14 protein-coding genes are annotated in these 15,367 nt (G+C 72.8%); 2 read left to right on the top strand and 12 right to left on the bottom strand.

Annotated elements, in window-relative coordinates; translation table 11 throughout:
- Positions 1 to 42 precede the first annotated feature (42 nt).
- From Mco01_RS33890 to infC, 7 genes are all read right to left on the bottom strand, one after another.
- Positions 43 to 2,613, bottom strand: a complete 2,571-nt coding sequence (locus Mco01_RS33890; RefSeq protein WP_204060896.1) for a phenylalanine--tRNA ligase subunit beta — start codon at positions 2,611 to 2,613, stop codon at positions 43 to 45.
- Positions 2,613 to 3,737 (bottom strand): phenylalanine--tRNA ligase subunit alpha, encoded by a 1,125-nt coding sequence (pheS, locus tag Mco01_RS33885; RefSeq protein WP_036333580.1) that lies wholly within the window; start codon positions 3,735 to 3,737, stop codon positions 2,613 to 2,615. The genes Mco01_RS33890 and pheS overlap by 1 nt, the downstream gene beginning before the upstream one ends.
- A 143-nt stretch (positions 3,738 to 3,880) precedes the next feature.
- Positions 3,881 to 4,975: a sensor histidine kinase gene (locus tag Mco01_RS33880; protein ID WP_372445011.1), complete on the bottom strand. Its 1,095-nt coding sequence runs from the start codon at positions 4,973 to 4,975 to the stop codon at positions 3,881 to 3,883.
- Between the two features lie 107 nt (positions 4,976 to 5,082).
- On the bottom strand, positions 5,083 to 5,916 hold the full coding sequence (locus tag Mco01_RS33875) for a TrmH family RNA methyltransferase (RefSeq protein WP_204060894.1): 834 nt from the start codon (positions 5,914 to 5,916) through the stop codon (positions 5,083 to 5,085).
- 68 nt (positions 5,917 to 5,984) lie between these two features.
- Positions 5,985 to 6,365 carry a 50S ribosomal protein L20 gene (gene rplT, locus Mco01_RS33870; protein WP_030504935.1) on the bottom strand — a complete coding sequence of 127 codons (381 nt, stop codon included), beginning with the start codon at positions 6,363 to 6,365 and terminating at the stop codon, positions 5,985 to 5,987.
- A gap of 22 nt (positions 6,366 to 6,387) precedes the next feature.
- Complete coding sequence (gene rpmI / locus Mco01_RS33865; RefSeq protein ID WP_036333572.1) at positions 6,388 to 6,582, bottom strand: 50S ribosomal protein L35; 195 nt, start codon at positions 6,580 to 6,582, stop codon at positions 6,388 to 6,390.
- Between the two features lie 128 nt (positions 6,583 to 6,710).
- The gene (gene infC / locus Mco01_RS33860) at positions 6,711 to 7,394 is read right to left on the bottom strand and encodes a translation initiation factor IF-3 (protein WP_204060893.1); all 684 of its coding nucleotides are present in this window, start codon (positions 7,392 to 7,394) and stop codon (positions 6,711 to 6,713) included.
- Positions 7,395 to 7,616: 222 nt separating this feature from the next.
- On the opposite strand from infC, the gene Mco01_RS33855 reads away from it, so the two are divergent.
- Complete coding sequence (locus Mco01_RS33855; protein WP_239104115.1) at positions 7,617 to 7,955, top strand: PadR family transcriptional regulator; 339 nt, start codon at positions 7,617 to 7,619, stop codon at positions 7,953 to 7,955.
- The gene (locus Mco01_RS33850) at positions 7,952 to 8,869 is read left to right on the top strand and encodes a hypothetical protein (protein ID WP_204060892.1); all 918 of its coding nucleotides are present in this window, start codon (positions 7,952 to 7,954) and stop codon (positions 8,867 to 8,869) included. Before Mco01_RS33855 ends, Mco01_RS33850 begins: the two co-directional genes overlap by 4 nt.
- Before the next feature lie 34 nt (positions 8,870 to 8,903).
- On the opposite strand, the gene Mco01_RS33845 is transcribed toward Mco01_RS33850, so the two are convergent.
- The 5 genes from Mco01_RS33845 to alaS form a co-directional block, all read right to left on the bottom strand.
- Positions 8,904 to 9,767, bottom strand: a complete 864-nt coding sequence (locus Mco01_RS33845; RefSeq protein WP_204060891.1) for a shikimate dehydrogenase — start codon at positions 9,765 to 9,767, stop codon at positions 8,904 to 8,906.
- A complete protein-coding gene (gene mltG / locus Mco01_RS33840) occupies positions 9,764 to 10,918 on the bottom strand; it encodes an endolytic transglycosylase MltG (RefSeq protein WP_204060890.1) in 1,155 nt (384 codons plus the stop codon). The genes Mco01_RS33845 and mltG (Mco01_RS33840) overlap by 4 nt, the downstream gene beginning before the upstream one ends.
- Positions 10,919 to 11,139: 221 nt before the next feature.
- Entirely contained in the window at positions 11,140 to 12,171 is a 1,032-nt protein-coding gene (gene mltG / locus Mco01_RS33835; protein ID WP_204060889.1) for an endolytic transglycosylase MltG, read from the bottom strand.
- A complete protein-coding gene (gene ruvX / locus Mco01_RS33830; RefSeq protein ID WP_036333561.1) occupies positions 12,168 to 12,665 on the bottom strand; it encodes a Holliday junction resolvase RuvX in 498 nt (165 codons plus the stop codon). Before ruvX ends, mltG (Mco01_RS33835) begins: the two co-directional genes overlap by 4 nt.
- Before the next feature lie 28 nt (positions 12,666 to 12,693).
- Positions 12,694 to 15,366 (bottom strand): alanine--tRNA ligase, encoded by a 2,673-nt coding sequence (alaS, locus tag Mco01_RS33825; RefSeq protein WP_204060888.1) that lies wholly within the window; start codon positions 15,364 to 15,366, stop codon positions 12,694 to 12,696.
- Position 15,367 lies beyond the last annotated feature (1 nt).

Raw genomic sequence — 15,367 nt, 5'->3', positions numbered from 1 at the left:
GGGCGCCGGCCGTGCCGGCGCCCGCCTCGTCGCTTCCCGCGCTCAGGCTCCGCGGAGCTGCGCCCCGGTCCGCTCGGCGGCGACCGCCACGGCGGCGTCGCGGGCGGCCGTGGTCTCCTCGACCGTCAGCGTGCGGTCGGCCGCGCGGAACCGCAGCGTGTACGCGAGCGACTTGTTGCCCTCGCCCACCTGCGGGCCTGTGTAGACGTCGAACAGCCGGATCGACTCCAGCAGGTCGCCCGCGCCGTCGCGGAGGGCGGCGGCCACGTCGGCCTCCGGCGTCCCCGACGGCACGATCAGCGCGACGTCCTGGGTGGCCACCGGGTAGGCCGACACGGCCGGCGTCTCCACCGGTCCGGACGGCCGCAGCAGCGACAGCTCCAGCTCCATCGCGGCGGTGCGCGGCGGCAGGCCGTACGCCTCCACGACCCTCGGGTGCAGCTCGCCGGCGTGGCCCACCAGCACCGGCTCGCCGTCGTCGCCTGGCACCGTCAGGGCGGCGCACCGGCCGGGGTGCCACGGCTCGTGCCGGTCGGCCCGTACGCCGAGGTCGATCCCGGCCTCGCGGGCGACCGCGCGGGCCGCCTCGATCGCGTCGGCCCAGGACGCCTCGCGGCCCTTGCCCCACCAGCCGGACCGCTCGAACTCGCCCGCGAGGACGACCGCGACCCGCACCGGCTGGCGCGGCAGCGCCCGCTCGACCTCGGCCAGCTCCTCCTCCGTCGGACGGCGGTCGACCGCCAGCACGGGGGCGGCGGCGGGGGCGTCCGGCTCGGGACGGTAGACCAGCCCGGTCTCGAACAGCGCCACGTCGGGGAAGCCGCGGCCGACGTTGCGGGCCAGGGTCTTCAGCAGGCCCGGCAGCAGCGTCGTGCGCATGTACGGCTCGTCCTCGCTCAGCGGGTTGACCAGCCGGGTCACCCTCCTGCGCGGGTCGCCCTCGGGCAGCAGCAGGTCGTCGAGGTCCCGGGCGCCGATGAACGGGTACGCCAGGACCTCGACGTACCCCGACAGGGCGAGGGCCCGCCCGGCGCGCCGGCGCAGCCGCTGGGTCTCGGTGAGCCCGGCCCCGGCGGGGGCGTGCGGCAGGACCGACGGCAGCCGGTCGTACCCCTCGAGCCTGATGACCTCCTCGGCGAGGTCGTTGGGGTCGGTGAGGTCGGGACGCCAGGTCGGCGGGGTGACCGTGATCAGGTCGTCCCCCTGGACGGCCAGCCTCCCGGCCAGGTCGGAGGTCGACACGACGCCGGTCGCGGCGACGCCGTGCCCGCCGGCGGCGGCCGGGCCGGCGGCGCCCTCGGTCACCGTGCAGCCGACCTGCTCCAGCCGGCGGATGACGGTCTCGCGGCCGTAGCGCATGCCGGCGACGCGGTCGGGGTGGCCGGCCGGGATGGTGATCGTGACCGGCGCCACCTCGACCTCGGCCTGGGTGACCCCCGGGTCGGCGACGGCCCCGCCGAGGTCGGCGAGGAGCTGGACGGCCCGCCACGACGCGGCGAGCGGAAGCTCCCGGTCGACGCCGCGCTCGAACCGCTTGGACGCCTCGCTGACCAGGTTGTGCCGGCGCGACTCGCGGGCGATGCCGGTGGCCGAGAAGTGGGCGGCCTCGATGACGATGTCGATCGAGTCCCCGGAGATCTCGGTGTGCAGGCCGCCCATCGTGCCCGCCATGGAGATCGGGCCCGAGTCGTCGGTGATGAGGATGTCCTCGGCGTGCAGCGTGCGCACCACGTGGTCGAGCGTCTCCAGGGTCTCCCCCGGCCGGGCCCGCCGTACGACGATCTCGCCGGACAGCCGGGACCGGTCGAACGCGTGGAGCGGCTGGCCCAGCTCCAGCATCACGTAGTTGGTCACGTCCACCGCGAGCGAGACCGAGCGCATCCCGGCGCGGGCCAGCCGCACGCGCATCCACAGCGGGCTCTCGGCGGCCGGGTCGAAGCCCGACACCGAGCGCAGGACGAACCGGTCGCACGCGCTGGGGTCGGCGATCGACGCGGGCCAGGACGGCCCCGAGTCGGCCGGCGGCTGCACGGCGGCCGGGTCGCGGAACGGGACGTCGAACGCGATCGCCGCCTCGCGGGCCACGCCGCGGATCGACAGCGCGTACCCCATGTCGGGGGTGATCTCCAGCTCCAGCACGTCGTCGCGCAGGCCGAGCAGCTCGACCACGTCGGCGCCGATCGGGGTGTCCTGCGGCAGCACCAGGATCCCCGGCGAGGACTCGGCGATGCCGAGCTCCGCCTCCGAGCAGATCATGCCGTCGGACAGCCGGCCGTAGGTCTTGCGGGAGCCGATCTCGAAGCCGCCGGGCAGCACCGCGCCCGGCAGCGCGACCGGCACGACCGCGCCCACGGAGAAGTTGACGGCGCCGCACACGATCTCGCGCGGCGTCGCCTCCCCCACCTCGACCCTGCAGTGCCGGATCGGCTTCTTGAACCCGGCCAGCTCCTCGAACTCGAGGACCCGGCCGACGACCACGTTCTTGATCTCGTGGCCGTGCGAGCTGACGGACTCCAGCTTGAGGCCCGCGGCGGTGAGCCGCTCGGCGACCTCGTGGGCGGTGACCGCGGGCAGGTCGACGTACTCCCGCAGCCAGGAAAGCGGGACCTTCATCAGACCTCCAGCCCGAACGGAAGGGTGAACCGGACGTCGCCCTCGACCATGTCGCGCATGTCCTCGGCGTTGTGGCGGAACATCAGCGTGCGCTCGATGCCCATGCCGAAGGCGAATCCGGAGTAGACGGACGGGTCGACGCCGCACGCGATCAGCACGCGCGGGTTGACCATCCCGCAGCCGCCCCACTCGATCCAGCCCTCGGACTTGCAGGTGCGGCACGGCGGGTTGCCGGGCACGGCCGAGGAGCCCCGGCAGACGAAGCAGCGCAGGTCGAGCTCGGCCGACGGCTCGGTGAACGGGAAGTAGTTCGGCCGGAACCGGGTGCTGATGCCCGCGCCGAACATCACCTCGGCGAACCGGTCGAGCGTGCCCTTGAGGTGGGCCATCGTCAGCCCCTTGTCGACGGCGAGGCCCTCGACCTGGTGGAACACCGGGGTGTGGGTGGCGTCCAGCTCGTCGGTGCGGAAGACCTTGCCCGGCGAGATGACGTAGACCGGCAGCCGGCGCGACAGCAGCGCCCGGATCTGCACGGGCGACGTCTGGGTGCGCAGCACCTTGCCGGAGTCGGTGCTCTCGACGAAGAACGTGTCGTGGTCGGAGCGGGCCGGATGGTCGGGCGCGATGTTCAGGGCGTCGAAGTTGAACCACTCGCCCTCGAGCTCGGGGCCCTCGGCGACCTCGTAGCCCATCGCGACGAACGCGTCGGCGATGCGCTCCTGCAGAGTCGTGAGCGGGTGCCGGGCGCCGCGCGGGGCCCGGTCCCAGGGCAGGGTGACGTCGACGGTCTCCTCGATGAGGACGCGGGCGTCGCGCTCGGCCTCCAGCTCGGCCTGACGGGCGGCGAGGGCCTCTCCGATGGCCTTGCGGGCGGCGCCGATCCGCTTGCCCGCCTCGGCGCGGGCCGCGGGCGGCAGCGCCCCGATCTCGCGGTTGGCCAGCGCGATCGGCGACCGGTCGCCGGCGTGGGCGAGCCGGGCCTGCTTCAGTTCGTCGAGGTCGCGGGCCGCGGCGATGGCGGCGAGCGCGTCGTCCTGCGCCGTCGCCACCTCGTCGGCGTGCAACGGCGTCACCTCGACCGGGTCATAGGTGTTCGACAAGAGTGAGCTCCGTATCCAGGGCATGCGAGCGCCGGGGCGCTGCGCGGGTCGAGTCTAGTGCCCCTGCCCCGCATCTCCGCTCCGCGCGGACGCCGGGGCGAGGGCCGTGTCCGATGAGCCCACCGGGCCGTCCTCCGCGCCGCGAGCCCGCCGGGCGGGCTCCTCGATCAGGCGAAGTCGGGGGTGCCGGTGGGCAGGATAAATCGAAACTCGGCGCCGCCGCCGGGCGCCCGCTGCACGCCGATCGTGCCGCCGTGCGCCTCGACGAGGCCCTTCACGATGAACAGCCCGAGGCCCGTGCCGCCGCGACGCCGCCCGTTGCCCCGCCAGAACTGGCGGAAGACACGGGTGACCAGCTCGGGCGCCACGCCCTCACCCTGGTCGCGCACCGCCACGGCGACTCCCCACTCGACCGGCTCCACCACTATGGTCACCGTACCGCGTCCGTGGCGCACCGCGTTTTCCACCAGGTTGGCGAGGATCTGGTCGATCTTGTCCTGGTCGGCCCACACCTCGGGCAGCGGGCCGGCGAGCTCCAGGCGGAAGCGGTCCTCCGGCTCCCCCGCGGCGACGCGACCCGCGACGATCCGCCGGATCCGCGCCGGGATGTCGACGACCTGGCGGTGGATCTCCACCCGGCCCGACTCGATGCGGGACACGTCGAGCAGCTCCGTGATCAGGCGGGTGACCCGGTCGGCGTCGGCGTTGACCGTCTCCAGCATGACCAGCTTCTGGGCGTCGGTGAACCGGTCCCACTTGGCCAGCAGCGTGGCCGTGAAGCCCTTGACGCTGGTCAGGGGAGACCTCAGCTCGTGGGCGACGGTGGAGACGAGGTCGGCCCTGCTGCGCTCCACCCGGGCCCGCGCCGAGGCGTCCCTGAGCGTGATCACGACCCGCTCCACCCTGCCGCCGCGCTCCGGCCGGCGGACGAACCGGGCGGCGACCAGGAGCTCCTGCCGGCCGGGCAGGTGCAGCGGGCGCTCCGGCTGGCGGCTGCGGATGGACAGGCCGCCCTGCGGGTCGAGCCACTTCCACCAGTCGCGTCCGTCGGGGTCGCGCAGCGGCAGCACGTCGCTGACGTGCCGGCCGACGGCGGTGCGGCGGTCGATCCCGGTCAGGCGCTCGGCCGCCCGGTTGACCATCAGCACCACGCCTTCGCGGTCGGCCGCGACGAGCCCGTCGGGCAGATCGTCCACGTCGATGTGCGCACTCCCGTCGCCGCCCTCGCCACGGGCGTCGCTGGGGGTGCCGTCACCTCGCACGAGACCGCCTCCTCGACCTGGGGGGCGCCGCGGACGCAGGCCGCGTCGGCCCGGACTGCGCGACTCCATCGCCGACAATAGCGGGTTTCCAGCGCACGACATGAGCGTCAGCGGGCGGGGGTAGGGGGATCTTCCACGGAATGTAAGGTCTGCCGTTGAACGCGCGCGGACGCGTAGAGGCAGACCGCGGCGGCGGTGGCCAGGTTGAGGCTCTCCGCCCGGCCGTAGATGGGCACCCGCACCACCTCGTCGGCCAGGTCGAGCAGCTCCGGCGGCAGCCCCCAGGCCTCGTTGCCGAACAGCCAGGCGGTGGGCCCGGCCAGGTCGACCTCGTCGAGGGTCCGGGTCCCCGCGCCGTCGGCGGCGAGGATCCGCAGCCCCGACTCCCGGGTCCGCCGGGCGGCCTCGGCCACGGCCGCGCCGGTGGCGACCGGCAGGTGGAACAGACTTCCCGCGCTCGCCCGTACGCACTTGCCGTTGTACGGGTCGACCGAGGCGTCGGTGAACACGACCGCGTCGGCCCCGGCGGCGTCGGCCGTGCGCAGGACGGTCCCGGCGTTGCCGGGGTCGCGCACGTGCGCCAGCAGCGCGACGAGCCGGGTCCCCTCCCGGACGGCCTCGTCCAGCGGGACGTGGACGAACCGGCAGACGGCGAGCAGCCCCTGCGGGGTGACGGTCTGGGTCAGCTCCGTCATGACCTCGCCACTGGCCCGGTGCACGGGGACGCCTGCGGCCGCCGCCGCGGCGAGGATGTCCGGATGCCGGCTCTCGGCCTCGGCGGTGGCGAACAGCTCGACCGTGACGTCCTTGAGAGCGAGCGCCTCACGCACCGCCTGCGGCCCCTCGGCGAGGAACGCGCGGTCGCGGTCGCGGAACGCCCGCTTGGTGAGCCTGCGGGCCGCCTTCACCCGCGGCGACCTGATGTTGGTGAACTCCGCCATGCCTGCTGTCGTCCCCCTCAAGAGAATGAGGGCCCACCGCGAGACGGTGGGCCCTCATCCGGGCGGTCTTACGCGACCGGCGCGTTCACGTCGGACGGGAGCGCCTTCCTGGCGGACTCGACCAGCGTGGCGAAGGTCTGCGCGTCGTTGACGGCGAGGTCGGCAAGGATCTTGCGGTCGACCTCGATGCCGGCCAGGCGCAGGCCCTGGATGAACCGGTTGTAGGTGATGCCGTTGGCCCGGGCCGCGGCGTTGATCCGCTGGATCCAAAGGCGCCGGAAGGTGCCCTTCTTGTCCTTGCGGTCCCGGTACGCGTAGGTCATCGAGTGGAGCATCTGCTCCTTGGCCTTGCGGTACAGCCGCGACCGCTGACCCCGGTAGCCGCTCGCCCGCTCGAGAACGACCCTGCGCTTCTTCTTGGCGTTGAGCGCCCTCTTCACGCGTGCCATGTTGTTCTATCTCCCCGGGTCGTTACTTCGCGAGCAGCTTCTTGATCTTCTTCGTGTCGGCGTCTGACATGACGACGAGGCCCTCGAGACGGCGCGTCAGGGTGGACGACTTCCACTCGTTGTAGTGCGCACGGCTGGCACGGCGGCGCACGATCTTGCCGGTTCCGGTGAGGCGGAACCGCTTCTTCGCACCGCTGTGCGTCTTCATCTTCGGCATGTCAGCCGTCTCTCCCTCTTTCGTCCGTGCCGACGGCCGGGCCGGTACCCCGAGCCGGCGGCTGCCTGGCTGCGAGACCGTCCCGGTCTCGGCTTCTGCGTTGTCGTTCTGGGCGTCGCGCCTGCTGTTCAGGCGGGCGTCGCCGGTGGCTCGACGATCTGACCCTCGACGGACTCCTCCGCCTGGTCGGTGTCGCGGGCCTTGGCCGCGGCCTTCTCGGCCCGCGCCTCGGCCTTCTTCTTGTGCGGCCCGATCACCATGATCATGTTGCGGCCGTCCTGCTTCGGCTGCGACTCGACGAAGCCGAGGTCGGTGACGTCCTCGGCCAGGCGCTGCAGCAGCCGGAAGCCGAGCTCCGGCCGGGACTGCTCGCGGCCCCGGAACATGATGGTGACCTTGACCTTGTCTCCCGCCTTGAGGAACCGCACGACGTGACCCTTCTTGGTCTCGTAGTCGTGCGGGTCGATCTTCGGCCGGAGCTTGATCTCCTTGATGATCGTGTGCGCCTGGTTGCGACGGGCCTCGCGCGCCTTCATGGCCGACTCGTACTTGAACTTGCCGTAGTCCATGAGCTTGCAGACGGGCGGGCGGGCCGTGGCCGCAACCTCGACGAGGTCGAGGTCGGCCTCCTGGGCCAGCTTCAGCGCGTCGCCGATGGAGACGATGCCGACCTGTTCACCGTTCGGGCCGACGAGGCGGACCTCGGGCACACGAATACGGTCGTTGATGCGGGGCTCGGTGCTGATGGGACCTCCAAAGACTTCCGCCTGTTGCTCGACCGTGCGGGAAACGCCGAAAACCCCGCACGTCACGCATGCGGGGTCACTGAGCTCTCCTGCTGGAAACTCCGTTGTGATCCTTGACCCGTCCGCCTCGCGGCGGATCAGGTGGGAGGAGGACCTCCGCTTGCGCGTCCAGCTGGCATGCCGGACCGATCGAGCACTTACGTTACCACAAACCCTTGTGCCCTCCCAACAATTCCCCACTGGCCATCCCCTTGTCGATATGTATCGACGGACGGTATATCTGGGGCCATGAAGCCGCTGCAGGAACCGACGTTCCTCATCCTGACCGCGCTCGCCGCGGGTCCCCGGCACGGCTACGGGATCGTCGCCGACGTCGTGGAGATCTCGGCCGGCCGGGTCCGGCTGCGTCCCGGGACCCTTTACGCCGCGCTCGACCGCCTGGAGGCCGACGGCCTCGTCGCCGCCGACCGCGAGGAGATCGTGGACGGGCGGGTCCGCCGCTACTACCGGCTCACCGAGGGGGGCGCCGCGCGCCTGGACGCGGAGGCCGGGCGCCTGAGCCGCAACGCCGAGGCGGCCCGGTCGCGGCTGCGCGCGCTGCGCGGGCCGATGGGAGGGACGGCGTGAGCGGGACCGGCGACCTGGAACGGCGGTACCGGCGGCTCATCGGCTGGTATCCGCGGGAGTTCCGGCGGGCGCACGAGGACGAGATGCTGACCCTGCTCCTGGAGACCGCGGAAGACGGCCGCACCGGTCCCACCCTCCGCGAGGCGGCCGACCTGGTCCTCGGCGCCGTCCGGGTGCGCCTGCGCCACGCGTTCGGGCCCCGCTCCGTCCCGCACTGGCGGCGGGCCGTCGACCTGTCGGCGGCCGTCGCGCCGCTGCTCGTGCTCGTCCCGGCCCTGGGCACAGCGGTGGCGGTGGCGGGGGTCGAATTCGCGTCGGGGGAACCCCTCTCCCTGCTCAAATGGCTGGCCCTGCCGGGAGCCGGCCTGCTCCTGCTCCTGCTCGCCTGGAGCGGGCATCGGCGGACGGCCGCCGCGTGGGCGTGGGTGCTGGCCGTCGCCGAGGCACTGAGCATGGCACGGCACGCTCTCCTGGGCGGTCTGCACGGCTTTCCGACGTCGTTTCCCCTGGTCGCGACCGCGACGGCGGCACTGCTTATGACATTCGCCGGCGATCTCCGCGACGGGGCACGCGCGCTGCGGCGCCGCCAGGCCCTCCCGTGGGCCGTCCTCGGCGTCCTCGTCCAGCCACCTCTGGTGATGACGCTGACCAATCAGGCGGCACTGTGGGACGTCGCCGCCCTGCCGCTACTGGCCGCGGCCGCCGGCGTGGCCGTCCGGTCGCCGGCCGGCCGCCGCGCACTCGTGCTGCTGTCCCCCATGGTGAGCGCCACGTACGGCCTTCGGACGGTGTCCTCGCTCGTGCTGGACGGGACGCCGCTCATCCCCGCCGTCGCGGGCGCCCTCTCGGCGGGGATCGGGCTGGCCGTCGTGCTCCGGGGACGCGGCCCTGAGGGCGACGCCGTACGGGGCTGAGGGCGTACGAGGCTGAGGGCGTACGGGCCGGCGGCTACGCCCGCGCGCGGCGGGCGATCTCGGCCTCGCCAGCCGCCCGCATGGCCTCGATGGGGACGTCCGTACGGCCGGTCATGAGCGTGACCTGTGCGGCGGCCTGGTGGAGCAGCATCGGGAAGCCGCCGATCGCCGTGCGTCCCCGGGCCTGTACGGCTCTCGCCAACGCGGTCGGCCAGGGCGAGTAGACGACATCGAAGAGCGCGCCCTTGTCGGGCAGGGCGGCGGCGACGCGGGGGGCCAGGGCGTCCGCGGCGCCGGAGGGCAGCGTGGACACCACCAGGTCCGCGGCGAGGGCGGCGTCGAGCGCGGCGTCGTCGAACGTCCGCACGGCGAGGGCCACCCCGAGTCGTTCGGCGATCCGCAGGGTCTCCCCGGCCCGGGCGGGGTCGCGGACGACCAGGGTCGCCTCGGCCAGTCCGGTCTCGCGCAGCGCGGCGAGGGTGGAGGCGGCCGTGGCGCCGCCGCCGAGGACCGTGGCGGCCGCGGGGGCCGGCAGGCCCGCCTCGGCCAGCGTCTGCACGATGCCGTGCACGTCGGTGTTCTCCCCGTGCCTCGCCCCGTCGCGGAACACCACGGTGTTGGCGCCGCCGACGGCCACGGCCAGGTCGGACACCGTGTCGAGCAGCGGCAGCACGGCGCGCTTGAGCGGCATCGTCAGCGACAGGCCGGCCCACTCCGGGCCCATCGTGGCGAGGAGCCCCGCCAGGTCGTCCTCGGCGCACTCGACGGCGTCGTACCGCCAGTCGCCGAGCCCGAGGGCCGCGTGGGCCGTGCGGTGCAGGACCGGGGACAGCGAGTGGGCGATCGGCGAGCCGAGGACGGCGGCCCGCCGGCCCTCCCCCTGCGCCGGTCCGGTCATCCGTGGTTCCTGTTGAACTCGTCGCGCAGCTTCCAGAACTCCGACTCCTTGTCGGTGAACTTCGTGATGCCCCGCGCCGGGTCGGTGGTGACGAAGTAGAGCCAGTTGCCGTCCGCCGGGTGCAGCGCCGCCTCGATGGCGTGGTCGCCGGGGTTGGAGATCGGCCCCGGCGGCAGCCCGGGGCGCTTGTAGGTGTTGTACGGCGAGGTGCTCTGCAGGTCGGCGTTGGACGCCGCGATGCCGTACTTGTTGAGGCCGTACATCAGCGTGCTGTCCATCTCCAGCTTCATCTGCGGGTTGCGGGTGAGCCGGTTGTAGATGACGCGCGCGATCTTCGGCATGTCCTGGACGCTGCCGGACTCGGCCTGCACGATGCTGGCGATCGTGATGACCTGCCGCGGGGTGAAGCCGAGTTGCTTGGCCTGGCCCTCCAGGTCGATGTGCTCGGCGGTCTGGTTGAACCGGTCGACCATCGCCGTGAGGATCTGCTCGGCGCTGAACTTGGGGTTGACCTCGTACGTCGCGGGGAAGGCGAAGCCCTCCAGCCGTCCCTTGGCGTACCCGGGGAGGCCGATGTCGGCGCGGGCGGCCTTGCGGAAGTCGTCGACGGGCTTGCCGGTGGCCGTCGACAACTCGGTGAAGATCTTGCTGAGGCGCAGGCCCTCACGGATGGTCAGCCGGTTGAGCACCCGGTTCTTCGGGTCGAGCAGGGCGACGGCGGCCTCCGCCGACATGGCCTTGCGGAGCGTGTACTCGCCGGGCTGCAGGGAGTTGCTCTTGCCGGCCGCGCCGATGGCGTTCACGAACGCCCGCGCGCTGGCCACCACGCCCTGCTCTTCCAGCATCTGGGCCACGTCGGTGGCGGTGGCGCCGTCCTTGATCTCGACGACAACCTCCCCCGTCCCCGGGCCGGTGAAGTCCTTGGGGATCACCACGCCGCGCACCCAGGTGAAGCCGAAGTAACCGGCCCCGCCCAGCACGCCGACGATGATCACAATGGCGAAGAGGGTGGCGGCGAAGCCCTTGCGGCGCTGGCGCTTACGCCGCCTGCGGCTGCGCCGCTGCTGGCTGCGGCTGCCAGCCTGCCGCCGGCGAGGGGGACCGTCGTCGTCCTCCGCGCCGAGCAGGAAGTCCATGTCCAGATCGTTCATAGTGCGCTGGCCAATCTCCCGGTACGAGCGGCCTCACGTCAAGCGAGTGCGCCAAACCGAGGGGGGTCGAGAACGTGAGGATCCTGTCTCCCGGATCACCCCTCCGGGGGCGCGCCGGCTCTGGCGCGCCCCGGCGCGGCGAGGTCGCAGGAGGCCACCCAGGGCGCGCCGTGGACCTCCTGACCGCCGCGGTGACCGCGACGAGATCCGCCGGACCTGCCCTAGTTCGTCCCGAGGTACCTGTTCAGCTCCTCCCGATATTTCCGGAACTCCGCCTCATTGTCAGTGAATTTGGTGATTTTACGACGAGGATCAGTCGTGACGAACCAGTACCAATCACCTGAAGCGGGATGAAGCGTAGCAAGAAGGGCGCTCTCCCCTGGATTGCCTATGGGTCCCGGGGGCAGCCCGGCGCGGGCGTACGTATTGTAGGGCGAATCGATCTTGGTGTCCTGCTCGGACACCTTGAGCGTGTGACGCCGCAGGGCGTAGTTGACCGTGCTGTCCATCTCCAGCTTCGCGCCCCGGGCCAGCCGGTTGTAGACCACCCTGGCCACCTTCGGGTAGTCGGCCTCGGTGCCGCCCTCGGCCTGCACGATGCTGGCGACCGTCACCGCGTCGCGGGGGCTCAGGCGCAGGCCGCCGGCCCGGCGCTCCAGCCCCACCTTGTCGGCGGCGAGGCGGAAGCGGGCCACCATGCGCCGCAGCAGCGACCGCGCCGTCGTCCCCTCGTCGAAGTCGTACGTCGCCGGGAAGAGGAACCCCTCCACACCGCCCTGCGCGTACGGCGGCAGCCTGAGGTCGTCGGGCTTCGCCGCCGCCCGGGTGAAGTCCCTGAGCGGGATGCCGGTGGCGGACGCCAGCCGTTCGAGCACCTCGGAGGTCCGCAAACCCTCGGGCACGGTCACCGTGCGGATCACCCGGGAGCGGGGGGACGTCAGGAGGTCGAGCGCGGCGGAGGCGGCCATCCGGCGCCGGAGGCGGTAGCGGCCCGGCCGCAGCGCGCCCTCCTTCGACCGGACGACGACCTCCTGGACGAACGACTGGGCGCTGGCCACGACGCCCGCCCGGTGCAGGGTCTCGCCGATCTGCCCGGCGCTGGCCCCGGGGGTGATGTCCACCACGACGCTGCCCGTCCCGGCGCCCGTGTAGTCGGCGCCTCGGGGGGGCTGCCGCACCACCGAGTGGGCTCCGAAGGCGACCGCCGCCGCGAGCACCGCCCCGCCGGCCACGAGGACCGGTGCCCGTCTCACCTGGCGGTCCCGCCACTCGCTTCCTCGCCGGGCCGTCCGCCCGGCGGTTCGAGGGGGTGTCCCGGAGGGCGTCCCGAGGCCCGCTCCCCGTCGAGCGCGGCCTGGAGCAGCACGACGGCCGCCGCCTGGTCTATCACGTCACGCTGGTTGCGGGCCTTCACGCCGCTGGTGCGCAGGCCCTGCTGGGCGGTGACGGTGGTGAGCCGCTCGTCGACGAGCCGCACCGGCGTGGGGGCGACCCGCGCCGCGAGCCGCCCGGCGAACGCGCGGGCGGCCTCGGCGGCGTGGCTCTCCCTTCCCGACAACGAGGTCGGCAAGCCGACGACGATCTCGACGGCCTCGTGCTCTGCGGCGATGGCGGCGATCCTGGCCAGATCGCCGCGGCCCCGCCGTACGGTCTCGACGGGCGTGGCCAGCAGGCCCGACGGGTCGCTGCGGGCCACCCCGATCCGTACGGAGCCGACGTCGACGCCGAGCCTGACGCCGTGCCTCATGGCGCCGTCCCCACGCGTTCCCCGGCCGTCAGCCCAGGGACGAGGAGATCGTCTCCTCGACCGCGCGCAGCGCGTCGCCGATCGCCTCGGGCCTGCTTCCGCCGCCCTGCGCCACGTCGTCCTTGCCGCCACCGCCACCCCCAAGAGTCCTGGCGGCGACGCCGACGAGCTGTCCGGCCTTCAGGCCCCGTTCGCGTCCCGCCTCGTTGACCGCGGCGACGACGACCGGCCGATCAGAGGGCACACCGGACACGACGACGACCGCGGCGCGGTCGCTCGGGAACCGCCCGCGCACATCGAGAGCGAGCTTACGCAGGTCGTCGGGCGAGGTTCCATCAGGCGCGCGGTGCGTCACGACGGACACGCCGTGCACGTCGCGGGCCTGCGCGGCCAGCTCGCCCGCCACCGCGAGCACCTGGGCCGAGCGGAGCCGGTCCAGCTCCTTCTCCGCGGTGCGCAGACGGCTCACGATGCCCTCGATCCGCTCGGGCAGCTCCTCGCGGCGGGTCTTGAGCTGCTCGCTGAGCTGCGCGACCAGGACGCTCTCGCGGGCGAGGAAGCGGAACGCGTCGAGCCCGACGAGCGCCTCGACCCGGCGGACGCCGGCGCCGATCGACGCCTCGCCGAGGACCTTGACCAGCCCGAGCTGCCCGGAGCTGGCGACGTGGGTGCCGCCGCACAGCTCGCGGGAGTAGTCGCCGACCTCGACGACGCGCACCTCGTTGCCGTACTTCTCACCGAACAGGGCGAGCGCGCCCATCGCGCGGGCCTCGGCCTGGCTCGTGTAGAACGCGTTGACCTGGAGGTCGTTGATCAGGACGGCGTTGACCTCGTCCTCGACGTCCCGCAGGACGGACGGCGAGACCGCGCCGGCCGCGGTGAAGTCGAAGCGGAAGCGGCCCGGCGAGTTCTCCGAGCCCGCCTGCGCCGCCGACTCCCCGAGCGCGTTGCGGAAGCCGCGGTGCACGAGGTGGGTCGCGGTGTGGCTGCGGGAGATCGCGCGACGGCGCTCCAGGTCGATCTCGGCGTGCGCCTGGTCGCCCACGCGGACCTCGCCCGTGCGGACCTTGCCCCGGTGCACGACGAGCCCGGCCACCGGCGACTGCACGTCGACGATCTCGATCTCGGCGCCGTCGGTGCGGATCACGCCCTGGTCGGACAGCTGGCCGCCGCCCTCCGCGTAGAACGGCGTGCGGTCGAGCACGACCTCGACGGTCCCGCCCGCCCCGACCGCGGGCACGGACCCGCCGTCGACGAGCAGGCCGATGACGGTCGCCTCGGACGTCGTGTGGTCGTAGCCGAGGAAGTCGACCTTCCCCGCCTTCTCCAGGATGCCGGTGAAGACCGAGATGTCGGCGTTGCCGGTCTTCTTCGCCGCCGCGTCGGCCTTGGCGCGGTCCCGCTGCTCCTTCATGAGCCGGCGGAAGCCCTCCTCGTCGACCTGGAGGCCCTGCTCGGCCGCCATCTCGAGGGTGAGGTCGATCGGGAAGCCGTACGTGTCGTGGAGCTGGAAGGCCTGGTCGCCCGCGAGGACGGGCGTGCCCTTGCGCTTGGTCTCCTCCACCGCCGCGTCGAAGATCGCGGTGCCGGTGCGGAGCGTGCCGATGAAGGACGCCTCCTCCGCGTCGATGACGGTGTGGATGTTGGCCGCGTCGGCCCTGAGCTCGGGGTACTGCTCGCCCATCACGTCGATCGTCACGGCGGTCAGCTCGTGCATGTACCGCTCCTCGCCCGCGCCGAGCAGGCGGAGGTTGCGGATCGCCCGGCGGAGCATGCGGCGCAGCACGTAGCCGCGGCCCTCGTTGGACGGCAGCACGCCGTCGCCCACGAGCATCACGCCCGCGCGCATGTGGTCGGCGATCACCCGCAGCGAGACGTCGGCGCGCTTGTCGCGGCCGTACCGGGACCGGGTGAGCGTGGCCGCCGTGTCGAGGATCTTGTAGGTGGTGTCGATCTCGTAGATGTTGTCGACGCCCTGCAGGATCGCCGCCATGCGCTCCAGGCCCATGCCGGTGTCGATGTTCTTGGCCGGCAGCTCGCCCGCGACGTCGAAGTCGATCTTGCTGCGGACCTTGCTGAGCTGGAACTGCATGAAGACGAGGTTCCACACCTCGAGGTAGCGGTTCTCGTCGGCGACCGGGCCGCCCTCGCGTCCGTAGTCGGGGCCGCGGTCGTAGTAGATCTCCGAGCACGGGCCGCCCGGGCCGGGGACGCCCATGTGCCAGTAGTTGTCGGCGAGGTCGCGGCGCTGGATCCGGTCGAGCGGCAGCCCGACCTTGCGGTGCCAGATGTCCTGCGCCTCGTCGTCGTCCAGGTACACGGTCGCCCAGAGCCGCTCCTCCGGGAACCCGAAACCGCCCTCGGACTCCGGCTTCGTGAGCAGCTCCCACGCGAAGGGGATGGCCTGCTCCTTGAAGTAGTCGCCGAAGGAGAAGTTGCCGAGCATCTGGAAGAAGCTGGCGTGCCGGGTCGTCTTGCCGACCTCGTCGATGTCGAGCGTGCGCACGACCTTCTGCGCGCTCGACGCCCGCCGGAACGGCGGCGTCTGCTGCGCCAGGAAGTAGGGCTTGAACGGGACCATGCCCGCGTTCACGAGCAGGAGCGTGGGGTCCTCGGCGACCAGGCTGGCCGAGGGCACGACTGTGTGCCCGCGCTCCTCGAAGAAGCGCAGGAAGCGGCGCGCGATCTCTGCCGACTCCATC

Origin of the sequence: Microbispora corallina (assembly GCF_016863035.1) — a bacterium.
In the GTDB taxonomy this organism is placed as follows: Bacteria; Actinomycetota; Actinomycetes; order Streptosporangiales; family Streptosporangiaceae; genus Microbispora; species Microbispora corallina.
This window is presented reverse-complemented; position numbering and strand designations above follow the sequence as displayed.

Coding starts and splice junctions, on each gene's coding strand:
- Mco01_RS33890 (WP_204060896.1), bottom strand. CDS start 2,613: ATGAAGGTCCCGCTTTCCTGGCTGCGGGAGTACGTCGACCTGCCCGCG.
- pheS (WP_036333580.1), bottom strand. CDS start 3,737: ATGCCCTGGATACGGAGCTCACTCTTGTCGAACACCTATGACCCGGTC.
- Mco01_RS33875 (WP_204060894.1), bottom strand. CDS start 5,916: ATGGCGGAGTTCACCAACATCAGGTCGCCGCGGGTGAAGGCGGCCCGC.
- rplT (WP_030504935.1), bottom strand. CDS start 6,365: ATGGCACGCGTGAAGAGGGCGCTCAACGCCAAGAAGAAGCGCAGGGTC.
- rpmI (WP_036333572.1), bottom strand. CDS start 6,582: ATGCCGAAGATGAAGACGCACAGCGGTGCGAAGAAGCGGTTCCGCCTC.
- Mco01_RS33855 (WP_239104115.1), top strand. CDS start 7,617: ATGAAGCCGCTGCAGGAACCGACGTTCCTCATCCTGACCGCGCTCGCC.
- Mco01_RS33845 (WP_204060891.1), bottom strand. CDS start 9,767: ATGACCGGACCGGCGCAGGGGGAGGGCCGGCGGGCCGCCGTCCTCGGC.
- mltG (WP_204060890.1), bottom strand. CDS start 10,918: ATGAACGATCTGGACATGGACTTCCTGCTCGGCGCGGAGGACGACGAC.
- ruvX (WP_036333561.1), bottom strand. CDS start 12,665: ATGAGGCACGGCGTCAGGCTCGGCGTCGACGTCGGCTCCGTACGGATC.
- alaS (WP_204060888.1), bottom strand. CDS start 15,366: ATGGAGTCGGCAGAGATCGCGCGCCGCTTCCTGCGCTTCTTCGAGGAG.